The 16,987-nt window shown below is 37.3% G+C and carries 17 protein-coding genes, 4 tRNA genes and 1 riboswitch; of the genes, 2 read left to right on the top strand and 19 right to left on the bottom strand.

All coding sequences use genetic code 11. The annotated features are described in order from the left end of the window. Position 1: 1 nt before the first annotated feature. The 6 genes from OCV53_RS07445 to pcrA form a co-directional block, all read right to left on the bottom strand. Positions 2–75 (bottom strand) — tRNA-His (locus OCV53_RS07445). 40 nt (positions 76–115) lie between these two features. After that, a tRNA-Arg gene (locus OCV53_RS07440) sits at positions 116–189 on the bottom strand. A gap of 5 nt (positions 190–194) precedes the next feature. After that, positions 195–265, bottom strand: a tRNA-Gly gene (locus OCV53_RS07435). 6 nt (positions 266–271) lie between these two features. Continuing rightward, a tRNA-Pro gene (locus OCV53_RS07430) sits at positions 272–346 on the bottom strand. Positions 347–651: 305 nt separating this feature from the next. Next, the gene (locus tag OCV53_RS07425) at positions 652–933 is read right to left on the bottom strand and encodes a hypothetical protein (RefSeq protein ID WP_055197437.1); all 282 of its coding nucleotides are present in this window, start codon (positions 931–933) and stop codon (positions 652–654) included. A gap of 76 nt (positions 934–1,009) precedes the next feature. Next, positions 1,010–3,211, bottom strand: coding sequence for a DNA helicase PcrA (gene pcrA / locus OCV53_RS07420; protein ID WP_055197435.1), 2,202 nt, complete (start codon positions 3,209–3,211; stop codon positions 1,010–1,012). 142 nt (positions 3,212–3,353) lie between these two features. Between pcrA and OCV53_RS07415 the strand changes: the two genes are divergently transcribed. Further along, positions 3,354–3,971: a DUF1836 domain-containing protein gene (locus OCV53_RS07415; RefSeq protein WP_022375668.1), complete on the top strand. Its 618-nt coding sequence runs from the start codon at positions 3,354–3,356 to the stop codon at positions 3,969–3,971. An 8-nt stretch (positions 3,972–3,979) separates the two neighbouring features. On the opposite strand, the gene OCV53_RS07410 is transcribed toward OCV53_RS07415, so the two are convergent. Beyond that, a complete protein-coding gene (locus OCV53_RS07410; protein WP_015530549.1) occupies positions 3,980–4,267 on the bottom strand; it encodes a YerC/YecD family TrpR-related protein in 288 nt (95 codons plus the stop codon). A 74-nt stretch (positions 4,268–4,341) separates the two neighbouring features. Further along, on the bottom strand, positions 4,342–5,769 hold the full coding sequence (locus OCV53_RS07405) for an alanine/glycine:cation symporter family protein (protein ID WP_055197433.1): 1,428 nt from the start codon (positions 5,767–5,769) through the stop codon (positions 4,342–4,344). A gap of 120 nt (positions 5,770–5,889) precedes the next feature. Continuing rightward, positions 5,890–5,985, bottom strand: a riboswitch (glycine riboswitch). Positions 5,986–6,255: 270 nt separating this feature from the next. On the opposite strand from OCV53_RS07405, the gene OCV53_RS07400 reads away from it, so the two are divergent. Further along, positions 6,256–7,623, top strand: a complete 1,368-nt coding sequence (locus tag OCV53_RS07400; RefSeq protein ID WP_055197430.1) for a sodium-dependent transporter — start codon at positions 6,256–6,258, stop codon at positions 7,621–7,623. A gap of 37 nt (positions 7,624–7,660) precedes the next feature. Here OCV53_RS07400 and purD read toward each other — a convergent pair whose 3' ends face one another. From purD to OCV53_RS07345, 11 genes are all read right to left on the bottom strand, one after another. After that, complete coding sequence (gene purD / locus OCV53_RS07395) at positions 7,661–8,932, bottom strand: phosphoribosylamine--glycine ligase (protein ID WP_055197427.1); 1,272 nt, start codon at positions 8,930–8,932, stop codon at positions 7,661–7,663. A 33-nt stretch (positions 8,933–8,965) separates the two neighbouring features. Further along, positions 8,966–9,589 carry a phosphoribosylglycinamide formyltransferase gene (gene purN, locus OCV53_RS07390; protein WP_055197425.1) on the bottom strand — a complete coding sequence of 208 codons (624 nt, stop codon included), beginning with the start codon at positions 9,587–9,589 and terminating at the stop codon, positions 8,966–8,968. Continuing rightward, positions 9,583–10,608: a phosphoribosylformylglycinamidine cyclo-ligase gene (purM, locus tag OCV53_RS07385; RefSeq protein ID WP_055197423.1), complete on the bottom strand. Its 1,026-nt coding sequence runs from the start codon at positions 10,606–10,608 to the stop codon at positions 9,583–9,585. Before purM ends, purN begins: the two co-directional genes overlap by 7 nt. A gap of 60 nt (positions 10,609–10,668) precedes the next feature. Then, positions 10,669–11,172, bottom strand: coding sequence for a 5-(carboxyamino)imidazole ribonucleotide mutase (purE, locus tag OCV53_RS07380; protein WP_055197421.1), 504 nt, complete (start codon positions 11,170–11,172; stop codon positions 10,669–10,671). 78 nt (positions 11,173–11,250) lie between these two features. Then, positions 11,251–13,254, bottom strand: coding sequence for an aminopeptidase (locus OCV53_RS07375; protein ID WP_055197533.1), 2,004 nt, complete (start codon positions 13,252–13,254; stop codon positions 11,251–11,253). Between the two features lie 31 nt (positions 13,255–13,285). Continuing rightward, on the bottom strand, positions 13,286–13,624 hold the full coding sequence (locus tag OCV53_RS07370; protein WP_055197419.1) for a hypothetical protein: 339 nt from the start codon (positions 13,622–13,624) through the stop codon (positions 13,286–13,288). Next, a complete protein-coding gene (locus OCV53_RS07365) occupies positions 13,621–14,106 on the bottom strand; it encodes a VanZ family protein (protein WP_055197416.1) in 486 nt (161 codons plus the stop codon). The genes OCV53_RS07370 and OCV53_RS07365 overlap by 4 nt, the downstream gene beginning before the upstream one ends. Positions 14,107–14,108: 2 nt before the next feature. Next, on the bottom strand, positions 14,109–14,792 hold the full coding sequence (gene pyrE, locus OCV53_RS07360; protein ID WP_055197414.1) for an orotate phosphoribosyltransferase: 684 nt from the start codon (positions 14,790–14,792) through the stop codon (positions 14,109–14,111). A gap of 24 nt (positions 14,793–14,816) precedes the next feature. Further along, entirely contained in the window at positions 14,817–15,233 is a 417-nt protein-coding gene (locus tag OCV53_RS07355) for a CBS domain-containing protein (RefSeq protein ID WP_022375657.1), read from the bottom strand. Between the two features lie 22 nt (positions 15,234–15,255). Then, positions 15,256–16,158 carry a dihydroorotate dehydrogenase gene (locus OCV53_RS07350; RefSeq protein WP_022375656.1) on the bottom strand — a complete coding sequence of 301 codons (903 nt, stop codon included), beginning with the start codon at positions 16,156–16,158 and terminating at the stop codon, positions 15,256–15,258. Further along, on the bottom strand, positions 16,158–16,925 hold the full coding sequence (locus OCV53_RS07345; RefSeq protein ID WP_055197412.1) for a dihydroorotate dehydrogenase electron transfer subunit: 768 nt from the start codon (positions 16,923–16,925) through the stop codon (positions 16,158–16,160). The genes OCV53_RS07350 and OCV53_RS07345 overlap by 1 nt, the downstream gene beginning before the upstream one ends. Positions 16,926–16,987 lie beyond the last annotated feature (62 nt).

Below are 16,987 nucleotides of genomic sequence, written 5' to 3'. Positions count from 1 at the left end.
GGGTGGGTAATGGGATTCGAACCCACGGCCTCCAGAGCCACAATCTGGCGCGCTAACCAGCTGCGCTATACCCACCATATATTCTTGCTGCTCATTCAAACAACAAATAATAAAACGAGCCTGAAGGGATTCGAACCCCCGACCCACGGCTTAGAAGGCCGTTGCTCTATCCAACTGAGCTACAGACTCATAAAAGCGGGTGATGGGAATCGAACCCACGTGATCAGCTTGGAAGGCTGGAGTTCTACCATTGAACTACACCCGCTTATAGTCGGGGTGACAGGATTCGAACCTGCGACCTCTTGATCCCAAATCAAGCGCTCTAGCCAAGCTGAGCCACACCCCGTAAGTGCTTGTCTGTTTTGTTATTTCCTCAACAGCAAGATTTATTATATAGAATCACTTCATAAATGTCAACAACTTTTTTCAAGTTTTTTTTATTTTTTCTTTATATTTTCTCGCAAGCCTCCTGTTTATGCGGTTTTTCGTCCTATATTTTTTTACTTTTTGATGTTATATTTCTAACCTGTTTTACATTTTGTATCATCTTTATCACAAATTGTATCAAAAAAAGAACACCCAAAAATCAGGTGTTCTTCAAAAATTTCAGTTCTTATCTGTGATCAGATATTCGCCTTTAGAAAGGAAATCTTACTCTACTTCCTCGATATCTTCTTCTTTCACATCCGTATCATCTTCATCATCGAAGAAATCATCATCAAAATCATCATCAAAGTCTTCATCAAAATCTTCATCAAAATCATCCATATAATCTGGTGCCAGGTATTTGTATACCGCAAATGCGATTCCTGCAACTGCTGCAATAGCTCCGATAATTGCTAATGCCCAGACGATTTTGTTATCTTCTTTTTCTTTCTTTGTAATGATGTCTGAAACTTTTGCCATTTCTAAAAGATCGCTTAATTTTTCCATGCCGTTTCCTTCCTTTCTTGTGTGTTTTCTTTATTATATCACTTCTGACTATATTTTACTAACTTTTTCATTCATTTTATTCGACTTTTTTTAACTTTGCAAAGGAAGCGAACATTTTTTTCACGCCAACTTTCTCAAAGTCGACAGTTACCTCATAATCACGTCCTCCTGGTACGATTTCCAGCACTTTCCCTTTTCCAAATTTTATATGTTTTACCATATCTCCGACACTATAAGATAAAGTATCCATTTTGGTCGAAGTAAATGATTTTGCCTGATATGGTTTTCTAAATTTATGTCCACGATTTGCTGAAAATAATGCTTTATCTGGACGTTTTTCTTTTAGATTGATTCCTTTATCTAACTGTAATAACTGTTCAGGGATCTCATCAATAAATCTTGAAACCTTATTAAACTGCGTTCTTCCCTGCATCATTCTGCGTTTTGCCGCACTCAAATAAAGTTTCTTCTTTGCTCTCGTGATTCCTACATAACATAAACGTCGTTCTTCTTCCATGTCATCGTCATTTTCAGACATGACTGTCATATAACTTGGGAAGATTCCATCTTCCATTCCACAAATAAATACATATGGAAATTCCAGACCTTTTGCACTATGTAGTGTCATTAAAACAACTCTGTTATCAGAGTCTTCCAGATTATCAATATCTGCAACTAATGCAATTTCTTCTAATAATTCTGATAAACTTGCTTCTTCTGCCTCTTGTTCATACGTTACCACTTTATTTAAAAGTTCGTTGATATTTTCAATTCTACCTTCTGCTTCTTCTGTTTCTTCCGCCTTCAAATCTGCAATATAGCCCGTTTCTTCTGTGATATATTTAAATAACTCTTCCAGAGAGCCTTCTTCCATCTTGCGGCGGAAATCCCGGATCAAATCTGCAAACCCATTAATCTTCTTCTTTGCATTTCCAAGAGTTTCAATATGGTCTGCCGAAAAACATGCATCTAAGAAACTGATATTATGTTCTACAGCATAGACATTGATCTTTTCAATCGTTGCCGCTCCAATTCCTCGTCTTGGAACATTGATGATTCTTCGCACTGCCAGATCATCCAGACCATTATCAACTACTTTTAAGTAACTTAAAATATCTTTGACTTCTTTTCTCTGATAGAAGTTTGTACCACCAACAATACGATATGGAATATTCTTGATCATAAAACTTTCTTCAAATACACGAGACTGTGCGTTTGTGCGGTAAAGAATCGCCATATTTTTATAATCATAACCTTCATTTGATAAAGCTTCTATTTTGTCAATGATCTGTCGTGCTTCTTCATATTCTGTTCCATACTGATGAAATTCGATCAAATCCCCCTCTTCATTTTCTGTCCAAAGCTTCTTTGCTTTTCTTCCTTTATTATGTTTGATCACTTCATTGGCCGCATTTAAGATATTCTTTGTTGAACGATAATTTTGCTCCAGTTTTATTGTTACTGCTTCCGGAAATACATTTTCAAAATTTAAGATATTCTTTACATTGGCACCTCTGAATTTGTAAATGGACTGATCATCATCACCTACAACACAGAGATTGTGATATTTTCTTGCAAGCATACTGACTAACTGAAACTGAATCGTATTTGTATCCTGATACTCATCAACCATAATATAACGGAATCTCTCCTGATAATAATCAAGCACTTCTGGATGGAACTGGAATAGTTCCACGGTCTTAAAGATCAGATCATCAAAATCCAGTGCATTGTTTGCTTTTAACTGTCTTTGATATTCTTTATAAATCTGTGCAATCTTTTTCTTCTTAAAATCATACTGATGTCTTGTCTCATACTCAGAAGGTGTCATAAATTCATCTTTGGCAGAAGAAATCTCATTAATGATCTTTCTTTCCGGCATCATCTTTGTATCGATCTTATACTGCTTACAGATCTGTTTGATCAGAGATTTCTGATCGTCTGCATCGTAAATCGTAAAGCTATTTCCATAACCAAGCTTATCGATATGACGTCTTAATATTCTTACACAAGTAGAATGAAAAGTACTGACCCAGATATGTTCCGCTCCATATCCAACTAGGTCATCCACCCTCTCCCTCATTTCCTTCGCTGCTTTATTTGTAAACGTAATCGCCATGATATGATAAGGATTCACGCCCTGATCCATCAGATAAGCAATTCTATGCGTCAAAACACGAGTCTTCCCAGACCCCGCACCAGCAAGAAGCAAAAGCGGTCCCTCCGTACAAAATACGGCTTCCTGCTGCTGTTCATTCAATGTATCATAAATTCCCATAAATAAATTCCTTTCCTTAAAACTGTAAGAGATATTATACCTTATCGAGCGAAGCGAGTCCAGTCCGATGGACTATGCATTTTCTCTTGTCATCTGGTTTAAATAACCGTATAATATAGTCATAAGATAAGGAGAAATCATTATGGAATTTGAAAAACAACTCGAAGAATGGATGAAACTTGATTATGTGCTTCCAGAAGACCTTCCAAACATCGAATTGTATATGGATCAGGTCACCACTTTTTTGGAAGAACAATTAAAGAATACAAAACGTTTTGAAGAAGATAAGATCTTTACAAAAACCATGATCAATAACTATACAAAGAATCATCTTCTTCCACCTTCTAATAAGAAGAAATACTCAAGAAATCATATGATTCTTTTGATTTATATTTATTATTTGAAGAACTTTTTATCAATTTCTGATATCAAGAACCTTTTGGATCCTTTGAATGAACATTTTGAAGACAGTGATATGAAACCTTCTTTTTATCAGATTTATGATGAAATTTTCCATCTGGAACATAATCATAACAGTTCGATCAAAAAATCTATCACCGAAGCTTTTAATAAAGCAGCTAATACCTTCTCTGATCTTGAAGATTCTAATGAGAAAGAAAAACTTCAGCAATTTGCTTTTATTACTTTGCTCGGTTATGATATCTATTTGCGAAAACAGATGATTGAGAAAATGATCGACCAATTATACCAGCCTGTACAATCAGAAAAAAAAGATAAAAAAGCAAAAAAGAAGAAATAGGCATCTGCCTATTTCTTCATTCGTTTAAATACCATATCATAGCCATCACTCCCATAATTCAGTGAACGATTCACTCGGCTGATGGTTGCCGTGGAAGCACCTGTCTTATCTGCAACTTCTAAGTATGTATGCTTATCATATAACATAGATGCCACTTCAAATCTCTGAGCTAACGATTCTAATTCATTTACCGTACAAAGATCTTCGAAAAATGTAAAACATTCTTCTTCTGTTTCTAATGTCAGTACTGCCTGAAATAATCTTTTTGCCGCTTCTGTCTTGATTTTCTTGCTCATTAGCACTTACTCCCTTTCTGATCTTATAGTTCCACTATACTATATCAGAGTGCTAAAGTAAAGTAATATTTTCTTTATGCTTCGTCGACTGCTGTCTTCATGATGCCAATTCTTTCAAGATATCCTCTTGTCTCAGATACAACTTCTCCATTTAACGCAAGCAATGCTACAAGGTTCGGGAATGCCATTAAACCATTACAAATATCCGCAATCGTCCATACTGCACTGACAGTCATAAATGGTCCGATAAATACTGCCAAAATATACAACCATTTGAATACTGTGATCACGAATTTCTTTCCATTTACCAGATATTCTAAGCACCTTTCGCTATAGTATGCCCATCCAAGAATTGTAGTAAATGCAAAGAACACCAGACACATCATTAATATAAATGCTGATACTTTGGCTGGAAATGGAAGTCCTAATGCAAATGCTTTAGTTGTAACTGCGACGCCTTCAAGTCCCATATCCCATGCACCTGTCATAACGATTGCAAGTCCTGTCATTGTACATACGATAATTGTGTCAATAAATGTTCCTGTCATAGAAACAAGACCCTGACGTACTGGTTCATTTGTCTGTGCTGCTGCCGCTGCGATCGGTGCTGATCCAAGTCCTGCTTCATTAGAGAAGATTCCTCGTGCAATACCTTTCTGCATTGCAACTGTCATAGCTCCGATTGCTCCACCTGCTGCTGCCTTTAATCCAAATGCTGACTGTATGATCTGACCAAATGCTACTGGCACCTGTGGTAAATGTGTCAGCACAATAAGCAGACAAACACCGATATATGTCACAGCCATAAATGGTACAATGATTTCTGATACTTTAGAAATTCTCTTGATTCCTCCAATAATAACAAGTCCTACACAGACTGTTACGATAATTCCAGCTACAACAACACTGATAGAATAGTTCATTCCAAATAAGCTGATCGTATGTACATTGGATGAATCAAAGAAGTTATTCACTGCTGATGTGATTCCGTTCACCTGTGTAAATGTTCCGATTCCGAATAAACCTACCATGGTTCCAAAAATACAGAATAATTTTGCAAGCCATTTAAAGTTTTTACCCATTCCTTTTTCAATGTAATAGAACGGACCACCCAGTGCGTGACCATCTTCTGCGATCACTCTGTATTTGACTGCTAACATTCCTTCAGCATATTTTGTTGCCATTCCAAAAAATGCTGCCAGCCACATCCAGAATAACGCTCCTGGTCCACCTGCGACGATTGCTGTTGCACATCCTACGATATTACCAGTTCCGATCGTTGCTGAAAGCGCTGTACATAATGCTCCAAAACTCGTAACTTCTCCTTCACCATCATCTTCATTATGAAATACATAATGAAGTGCCTTCCCAAGATGTCTAACCTGCAATCCTCGAAGTCTGACTGTCAATAAGATACCTGTAAAAAGGATCAAAATGATCAGTGGCATACCCCAGATAAAATTGTCAACGTTGTTTAATACATCGTTTAGCGTGTTTAACATTTTTCATTCCTCCAAAAGTAAATCTTTGCGAATGTAACCTTGAACAGCTTGATTTTTGTATATCTGAATATACAAAAAAGAGCTGATAAAATCAGCTCTAAAGAGTATCGAATACATTGCTTATAAAGCTCTGTCCTTTTGCCTGAGAGATTAGTTCCCTATTTGAAAACTGTACACCTTCGGCGCTCACTTATGAGACTCTCCAGAGTTTCTTTCTTTTTGTTCATCAGAAAGAAATATCTATGTTTATTTTTCTTATCCGCAATATTTACTTTATATGATGATTCTGATATTTGCAAGTATTTTTTTAATAATCTGACACTTTCGGCATATTATACAAAAACATTTGTCTTTCTACGGCATACATGTGCAATATTTTTCACAAGATTTTTTATAAGTTTCTTTACTTTTTTCCTGTTGCTGTGTTAAACTGATTCAGATACGCTCAATGCGTATGCAAACATTATTTAAAGGAGATAATTTATAATGAACAAACACAAAAGAAGCACTTTCTCCGGAAAGCTTGGCTTTGTCTTATCGGCCGCTGGTGCTTCCGTAGGACTTGGAAATATCTGGAGATTTCCATATCTTGCTGCAAAGTATGGTGGCGGAATCTTTTTACTTATTTATATCATACTGGCATTAACCTTCGGTTACACTTTGATCATGGCGGAGACTTCTCTTGGACGTATGACAAGGAAAAGTCCTGTTGGAGCATTTGGAAACTTTGGAAAATCCCGTTTTATATCCCTTGGCGGATGGATCAATGCGATCATTCCAATCCTTATTGTTCCTTATTATTCTGTCATTGGCGGATGGGTCATCAAATACCTGATCGAGTATTTTTCTGGACATAGCAAAGCTTTAGCTGGTGATACTTATTTCACAAGTTTTATTTCCAATGGGATTTCCACCGAAATCTGCTTTTTGATCTTTACATTATTTACTCTTGGAATTATTTATGCTGGTGTCCGCAATGGAATCGAACGCGTTTCCAAATTCATGATGCCAATCCTAATCGTTTTATCATTGATCATCGCAGTTTATTCCGTAACAAGACCCGGTGCCATAGAAGGTGTTAAATATTTTCTTGTACCGAACTTTGAGCATTTTTCATGGATGACGGTGGTATCTGCCATGGGACAGATGTTTTATTCTTTATCAATCGCTATGGGAATTCTGATCACGTTTGGTTCTTATATGAAAAAAGACACTTCCATTGAGAAATCAACAGAAAATGTTGAGATTTTTGATACTGCCATTGCGATCATGGCTGGACTTATGATCATTCCTGCTGTTTTTGCTTTCTCTGGAGGTGATGCAGCAACTTTAAAATCTGGTCCTGCACTGATGTTTATCACAATCCCGAAAGTTTTCGCAAACATGGGATTTGGAACTGCGATCGGTATTGTATTTTTCTTATTAGTACTGTTCGCAGCTGTGACAAGTTCTATTGCACTGACAGAAAGTGCTGTTTCAACATTCGAAGATGAATTGCACTGGAGCCGTAGAAAATCGACTGTTTTTATGGGTGTGATCATGATTCTTCTTGGAACTCTTTCCTGTCTTGGATATGGTCCACTTGTGGATTTTAAGATTCTTGGAATGCAGTTTCTTGATTTCTTTGATTTCATGACAAATTCTGTGATGATGCCAATCGCAGCGATCGCAACATGCCTTCTGGTATCCAAAGTCGTTGGAGTTGATAAATTAGAAAAAGAGATCACAAAGGATGGACAGCCATTTCGTCGTAAGAAGATCTTCTGCTTTATGATCAAATATCTTTGTCCGTTTTTTGCAGCAATCATTTTGATCAGTTCTGTTGCAAATGCATTTGGTATTATTACAATGTAAAAAAGGATGGCCGACGCCATCCTTTTTCTTTATCTTTTTATGCTTCATCGATTGCTTTACCGATATCATTTCTCTTATATTTGTTTGCAAAGTCAATCCATTCTGTTGCTTTGTAAGCATTTGCTCTGGCAGCTTTCAGATCTTCTCCTTTGGCTACAACACCTAAAACACGTCCTCCGTTTGTCACGATCTTATCACCATCAAACTTTGTTCCCGCATGGAATACATAGTATCCGTCTTTGTCTTTAAATGTGTCTAATCCTTTGATCTCGAATCCTTTATCGTATTTTTCTGGATATCCATCAGATGCTAAGACAACACATACTGCTGCATTATCTTCAAATTCTAATTCTACATCAGATAATTTTCCATCGATACATGCTTCCATCACATCAATGATATCATTCTTCATTCTTGGAAGAACTACCTGTGCTTCTGGATCTCCGAAACGTGCATTGTATTCTAAGACTTTTGGTCCATCTTCTGTGAGCATCAATCCTGTAAATAAGATTCCTGTAAATGGTCTTCCTTCTACTGCCATCGCATCAATCGTTGGCTGGTAAACGTATTTTTCACAGAAAGCTTCTACTTCATCGTTATAGAATGGACTTGGTGAGAATGTTCCCATACCACCTGTGTTAAGTCCCTGATCTCCGTCTTTAGCACGTTTATGATCCTGCGCAGATGTCATGCACTTGATCGTTTTTCCGTCACAAAACGCAAGAACAGATACTTCTCTTCCTGTCATAAATTCTTCGATCACAATCTCATTTCCAGCATCACCAAACTGCTTGTCAAGCATTAATGTCTTGACACCTTCTTTGGCTTCTTCTAATGTATTACAGATCAGTACTCCTTTCCCAAGAGCTAATCCATCCGCCTTTAATACGATTGGCATTTTAACTGTCTCTAAATATTTGATTGCTTCATCTGGATCTGTAAAGTTCTCATATGCTGCTGTTGGAATATTATATTTCTTCATCAGATCTTTGGAAAATGCTTTGGAACCTTCGATGATCGCTGCATTCTTTCTAGGGCCAAAGACACGAAGTCCTTCTGCTTCAAATGCATCAACAACACCACCAACTAATGGATCATCCATTCCAATGATTGTAAGGTCGATTGCATTTTCTTTTGCAAATGCAACCAGTTTATCGAATTCCATTGCCCCGATATTCACACATTCTGCGAATTCAGCAATTCCGGCGTTTCCTGGTGCACAAAAAATCTTGTCTACTTTTGGGCTTTTGGCAACAGACCATGCGATCGCGTGTTCTCTTCCACCACTTCCTACGATTAAAACTTTCATCTTTCATTTCCTTTCTTTCGTGATCTGAATGATTTATAGATAAATAACTTTTCCGTCTTCGACTTTGATTCTTCCATTGGCGATATCATCGATAGCTTTTGGCATAATGATCCATTCTGCCTGTTCCATGATTCTACGCTGAAGAACTTCTGGAGTGTCTCCCTGTTTGATCTCTACTGCTTTCTGGGCGATGATCGGACCTGTATCTGTTCCTTCATCAACAAAATGAACGGTGGCACCAGATACTTTAACACCTCTTGCCAGAGCTTTCTCATGAACTTTCAGTCCATAATATCCTGTTCCACAAAATGATGGAATCAGTGATGGGTGGATATTAATGATTCTGTTTTCAAATTCATGAATGATCTTCTCTGGAATCACAACCAGACATCCCGCAAGAACGATCAGATCGATCTTACGGTTTACCAGTTCATTATATAATGCTTCGTTAAATAAATCTCTTGTCTCAAAATCTTTTGGAGAAAGTGCAACTGCTTTAATATCGTGTTTCTTGGCACGCTCCAAGGCATATGCATTCTTATTATTGCTGATCACAACATCAATCTTGGCATTTGTAATACTTCCATTCTCGATTCCGTCAATGATAGCCTGAAGGTTTGTTCCTCCTCCAGAGACAAGCACTGCCACTTTTAGCATAAAGTAACTCCTTTTTCTCCTGCTTCCATATGACCTACGATATATGGTGTATCTCCTGCTGCTTTGATTGCTTCCATTGTCTTATCAACATCTTCTTTATCAATGGCAACAACCATTCCAAGTCCCATGTTGAATGTATTATACATCATCTCTTCTGCAATATCTCCTTCTTTGGCAAGAAGTTTAAAGATTGCTGGTACTTCATAGCTGTCTTTTTTAACAACTGCTCTCATTCCTTCTGGAAGCATACGTGGGATGTTCTCATAGAATCCACCACCTGTGATATGGCTGCATGCTTTGATTGTAACACCAGCATTTTTCACGCTCTTTAATGCTTTTACATAAATTCTTGTTGGGGCAAGTAACGCTTCCCCTAATGTTTTTCCTAATTCATCATAATATGTATTTAGGGATTCTTTGCTCATGTCAAATACTTTTCTTACTAATGAAAATCCGTTGCTGTGAACTCCTGTAGATGCCATACCGATCAAAACATCTCCATCTTTTAAGTTCTCTCCTGTAATCAGATCTTTTCTGTCACATACACCAACTGCAAATCCTGCAAGATCGTAATCTTCTTCTGGCATAAGTCCCGGATGTTCAGCTGTTTCTCCGCCAATTAGGGCTGCATCAGACTGTACGCATCCTTCTACTACACCGCTTACGATCTCAGCGATCTTCTCTGGATAGTTCTTACCGCAGGCAATATAGTCTAAGAAGAACAGTGGTTCTCCACCAGCACATGCGATATCATTCACACACATGGCAACAGCATCAATACCGATCGTGTCATGTTTATCAAGGATCATTGCAAGTTTCACTTTTGTTCCACATCCGTCTGTACCTGATAGTAAGACTGGATCATCCATGTCTTTGATCTTCTTTAGTGAAAATGCCCCAGAAAATCCTCCAAGTCCACCAAGTACTTCTTCTCTCATGGTTCTCTTTACATGTTCTTTCATCAGTTCTACAGATTTGTATCCTGCTTCGATATCTACGCCTGCTTTCTTGTAATCCATTGTTACTTATCCTCCTGATTATTTAAAATGTTGATCAATTTCATTATACTGTGACAATTATTACTCATAGTCTTTATATCCAACTTTATCAAGCTTCTCTGCTTTAGCTACAACTGACTGTTTCATCTCTTCGCTGTAAGCTTCTAATTTCTCAAGCAGTGCTTCATCGGATGTTGCAAGGATCTTTGCTGCAAGAATTCCTGCATTCAGTCCACCATTGATCGCTACGGTTGCTACTGGAATTCCAGATGGCATCTGTACGATAGAATATAAAGAATCAACACCACCAAGATCAGATGTCTTCATTGGGATGCCGATAACTGGCATTGGAAACAGAGCTGCACACATTCCTGGAAGATGTGCTGCTTTTCCAGCACCTGCAATGATTACTTTCACTCCACGATCTTTGGCACCTTTGGCCCACTCAAAGAAAATATCAGGTTCTCTGTGGGCGGAAATGATCGTCATTTCAAAATCAATTCCCATCTGATCTAAAAACTCTGCTGCTTTTTTCATGATAGGCATATCAGAATCGCTGCCCATTACAATTGCTACTTTTGCCATGTTTCTTTCTCCTTATCTTATGAAATTAACAATAATATTACCCTTACAGGAATTTATCTTTCTTATCATTGTACTGATTTAGTCGATCTCCGTCAATGGTTCATTTAATGTTTCTGTACCAAAAAGCACAAATTTACCATCTTTTATAAGTAAAATTTCATCCCCTCCAAGAGTGATCGCACAGATCGAATCCAATTCTTCATATGGAATCGTGATATCTGTATGACACTGAAAATACTCTCCTTCTTTGGAGCATTCATTATACTTTGCAACAATTTCTTTTCCATCTGGATTGTGGACTTCTGTCTCTTCACAATGACTATAACATGTATCTCCTACTGCAAAATGAGGTCCCATCTTCTCAACGATCAGAATCGGAAGTTGATATAAAATATCATATTTCTTTGCCATCACATAGGCTGTTGTATTCGTTCCAATCGCAAACTCACCCATTGGAAGCGTATCTCTGTTATATAACAGATTTTCTTTAATAAATGCTTTATTTTCTTTTTCTGTCTCAAAATTTTTGCAAGTGTATTCAGAAATCATTCCGTCTTTAAAAGTAATTTCAAGATCCACAAATTTAAGGTCATTTAAATAAACTTCTCCAACATGCAATACGCCATTGGTTCCTGTTAATTTCGGCGATGTAAATACCTCTCCAACTGGAATGTTCACATCTGCAAGGCAATTTTCAAAATTTGTCTCTTTGGATGGATTACCCATTTCATGCATTGCCACATAAAGGTCTGTTTTATTTTCTCCCTTACCTTTGATGTGGACTTCTACCGCCTGATCCAGCGTGTCGATCAAATGTTGCTGAATCTTTCTGTATTTATCTTTATCCAGTGTATTTACTTTTACCACTTCACGAAAAATCTCTTCAAACCTATCTCCAATCTCTGGAATCGGATATGCTATGATCGTAAAACTTCTCTGTTCTGGTTTGATATACTGGTTCATGATCTCGGATGCTTTGATCTGGAATTCTACAGAAAGCTCCTGCTGTTTCTTGGTTAATTTTAAATTTTCTTCTTTATTCTCAGGTAAAAATGGTGTTTCACCAAATGTTTCCATGCAGGCTGGTCCTGCGAACACATAAGCTTCTTCTTTGTAACGTTCATACGCATTGTGATAACATTCTAACTTATGTTTCATAAATCGATTATCAAAGAAAACTGCCTGATCATATCTATGATCATATTCATACTGTGGGTTTGGAGATGATGAAATATAACCAATCTTATTCAATCCCCGTGTAAGAACAGATTTACCACAGCGATATATGATCGGTGCAAGGCCGATCTCTGCGAATAATCGAACTGCTTCTCTTACAACTGGTTCAAACCCGATCGTATAACGGATATTTACACTTCTTTTTTGACTCATATCAATATTATTAACGATAAATCCTTCATGAAATCCATCCACATATGTCTTTGCCATTGCTGTAATTTCTTCCCTTGGCAGTTTATTTAAAAACTTCAACATATCAATTTCATTCTTAGAAATATACTCTCCATACTGATATAAAATATCTGGATTGCTTAAATCTGATTCCATCACGATCTTTGTTGCAAAATTCAATTCTGGATCTAATTGTTCTCTCACTCTGTACTCATAAACATCTTCACTGTAATCTCTCATATGATCAAAAATAATATTTTTGATCTGCTGTGGATGTTCTTCCCCTGCCAGAAACAAATTACTGATTTCCAAAAATAATTCATTGTTGATCACTAGATCAAACAGTCTTCCCTCAATAGCATAAATAAATCCACTCCGCATCTCTGTATATAAAAATGAAAAAATCTGTCCATAATCTTTTCCGTATTCCTGTACACAAAATGCTGGATTTCCCAAACTATCTACATATTTCTCTGGTGAAACTTCTTCATACCAAATCTTATTCCACTGTTTCAACTGCTCTAAAGATTTTTCTTTTGTATCATAAATCTCATTTAAAAATAATAATAGATCTGCCATCTTGGAAAAATATGAAGAAAACTGTCTTGTCTTTTCTACATCTTTCTTTAATTCTGATAATGCGATCTTATTTAATTCATGTCTTTCTGATAACATCGTATTCAAGTTCTTTCTTCCTTTCATTTTGTCAGATCATTGTGATAAGTCCGATCACAAAAACAATGATAGAAACTGCTAGTACGATTCCATTGCATACCAAGCCTATGATCTTCCATTTCATTACTGCCGCTGTGTTTTCCATGCTACGCACTCCAAGATACAATCCCAGTGCTGCTAGTGCTGTCAGAATCCATCCGATTGCTCCGCTTAATACTCCACTTGTTCCACCTGTTTTTACAGAACCTAAAAGCAGCAGGTAATATCCCAAAATTCCTGCTGCTCCTAAAACCACGGAAATGATAGATTCCCGCGAAACAATTCTGTCAGATGGACGATACGCAAATGTTTTTCTTCTGTTTCTCTTCATTTTGCCGCCCTCTTTCTGTCATATACATCATATATTGCAACCATGATCCTATACCCAATGTACCCGATCAGTCCTCCAATCGTATTCATTAATAGATCATCGACATCAAAAACCCCTACTTTCATGATCAGCTGGCTTGTTTCGATCAATAAACTGAAGAAAAATGTTGCAAATACTGCACGAAAAAAAGCTTTCTTCTTATTGATCACAATTGGTATCATAAATCCAAATGGACTAAATGCAAAAATATTTCCAAACAGATTCGTTACAACTGCTTCAGTAGATAACAAATGTCTATATCTCCAAAACCGATTGATTTCCTTAAACAACACTAAGTTTACGTGGGAGGTGTCATATCCTGTACTCCTCCCATATCGTTCACTTAATAATACAAAATAAAATATAACTACAATATAAAGATAAAATAATATTTTTACTCCTCGTCTGGCCAACTTCTTTTTCTCAACCGTCACAAGAACCATCCTTAATGTTTTGCGCCATACTGTTCATAGTATGCGTCAATTGCTGCTTTTAATGTATCATCAATCACAACTTTTCCTTTACACTCTTTGTTATATAAACATTCTACAACTTCATCCATATCAACGATCGCTGCTGTATCAAATCCATATAATTCTTTTATTTCATCAAGTGCGCATTTTTCTCCGCCTTTTCCGATTTCCATTCGATTTAAGGATACCATTAATCCAACGATTTCAACATCTGCAGCTCCTTTTACTTTTGGAACTGTTTCTTCCATAGATTTTCCTGATGTTGTAACGTCTTCGATCATGATCACACGATCACCATCTTTTAATTCACTTCCAAGGAAACTTCCCTTGTCTGCTCCGTGATCTTTTACTTCTTTACGATCAGAGCAGTAACGTACTTCTTTTCCATATAATTCACTGTATGCAATCGCAGTGACAACTCCTAATGGAATTCCTTTGTATGCAGGTCCAAATAATACATCAAAGTCATCTCCATATGTACTATGAATTGCTTTTGCATAATATTCCCCAAGTCTCTTTAACTGAGAACCTGTTACATAAGCTCCTGCATTCATAAAAAATGGAGATTTTCTTCCACTCTTTAGTGTAAATTCTCCAAATTTTAATACATCACTTTCTACCATAAATTCAATAAATTCTTTCTTGTACTGTTCCATCTTCTATCGAAACCTCCATATCTTTTAATTCTTTACTTGTTTTCTGTATTCATCGTAATAAAAACGGATCACATCTTTTCTTGTCACGATTCCAATAAATTTCTCCTGATCATCGATAACCGGAACAAAATTCTGGTCTGTGATTACATCGACAAGATCATCCATATCTGTGCTGATCGTCACTGCCTGAATGTTTCTCTTTCTTTTTACATCTGGAAGTTTGATTTTCTCAGCTTCTGATATATTCCAGTGACACATAGATTCCATGGCACGTAATACATCACCTTCTGTGATCGTTCCTGCATATTTCCCATCATCGGTTAATGTCGGCACCGCCGAATATCCGTGATATTTTAGTTTTTCAAATGCCTGCCTCAAACTTTCATTGGCAGGAATATATGCAACCTCGCTTTTCGGAGTCAGGAAAAATAAAATATTCACACCCTCATCCTCCTTTATTTATCTATTTGACACATCCGATCAATTCATTGATATCATTGATCTGATGTCTTTCCATATAAGCTTTAATTCCGTCAACAACTTCAAGTGTCGTTGCTGGATTGATAAAGTTTGCAGTTCCTACAGATACTGCTGTGGCACCAGCCATGATAAATTCCAATGCATCCTCAGCTGTTGCGATTCCACCCATACCAATGATCGGTACGTCTACTGCATTCGCAACCTGATATACCATACGGACAGCAACTGGCTTGATCGCTGGTCCTGACATTCCACCAGTTTTGTTGGCCAAAACAAAATCGCGTCTTTCAATATCGATCTTCATTCCTGTTAATGTATTGATCAGTGAAAGTGCATCACTTCCAGCATCAACCGCTGCCTTTGCCATCTCTGTGATATCTGTGACATTCGGACTTAACTTCATAATGATCGGCTGTTTTGCCTTTGCTTTTACCGCCTTTGTAATCTCATATAAAGCTTTTGGATCCTGTCCAAAAGCAATCCCGCCTTCTTTAACATTCGGACAGGAAACATTGATCTCTAACAGATCTACCGGTTCATCAGAAAGTCTTTCTACAACTTCCACATAATCTTTCTCTGACTTTCCACAAACATTGACTATGATCGTTGCTCCTGCTTTCTTAAGATATGGGACATCACGTTCTACAAATACATCGATTCCAGGATTCTGAAGCCCGATCGCATTTAACATTCCACCATAAACTTCTGCCACTCTTGGTGTTGGATTTCCTGGCCATGGGACATTGGCAACTCCCTTTGTTGTTACTGCCCCTAATTTAGAAAGGTCCACAAATTCGCTGAATTCTTCACCTGAACCAAAAGTTCCTGATCCAGTTGTGACAGGGTTCTTCATTGTTACTCCGGCAATATCAACTGATAAATTCATTATAGTTCCACCTCCCTGGCATCAAATACTGGTCCATCTTTGCAGACACGTTTATTATGAACATGTGAATGAGAGTCTACGTCTTTTGACTTACACACACATGCTAAGCATGCACCGATTCCACACGCCATTCTCTCTTCCATGGAAATCTGTGCTTCGATTCCCATTTCTTCGGCATATGCCTTGATTCCACGAAGCATTGGTGTTGGTCCGCATGCATAGATGATGCTTCCTTCGACACCCTGCTCTTTGATCGCATCGATAACATTTCCTTTTGTTCCATAAGATCCATCTTCTGTGGAAATCACGACATCTCCAACTGCCTCAAATTCGTCTTTTAAAAACATATCGCTGTCACGATATCCTAAGACCGCTGTCTTCTCACAATCTAACTGTTTCATCAACTCTAGCATTGGAGGAATTCCGATTCCTCCACCGATCAAGATCGCTTTTTTATCTTTCTGTGTAAATCCATTTCCTAAAGGCCCTAAAATTTTCACTGTTTCGCCTTCTTTATAATCGGATAGCTCTTTGGTTCCGTCTCCAACTGTACGGTATACGATCCTTAAAGTTCCTGCTTCTTTATCAATCCCACAGATACTGATCGGTCTTGGAAGAATCTTGCTTTTATTATTTAAATAAACAGAAATGAACTGTCCTGCTTTCGCTTCTTTTGCAATCTCTTCTGCTTTCAATGTCATATCAAAGATTCCGTCTGATAAAGATGTATGACGAATGATCTCTGCCATTACCTGTTTCTTACTCATCTTGTAATTCTCCTTTATCTGGATGTTTTCTTTCCTTACAAAATTTCTCACAAAATAATTGG

It is taken from the genome of Anaerostipes amylophilus (genome assembly GCF_025567365.1).
Classification (GTDB): Bacteria; Bacillota; Clostridia; order Lachnospirales; family Lachnospiraceae; genus Anaerostipes; species Anaerostipes amylophilus.
This window is presented reverse-complemented; position numbering and strand designations above follow the sequence as displayed.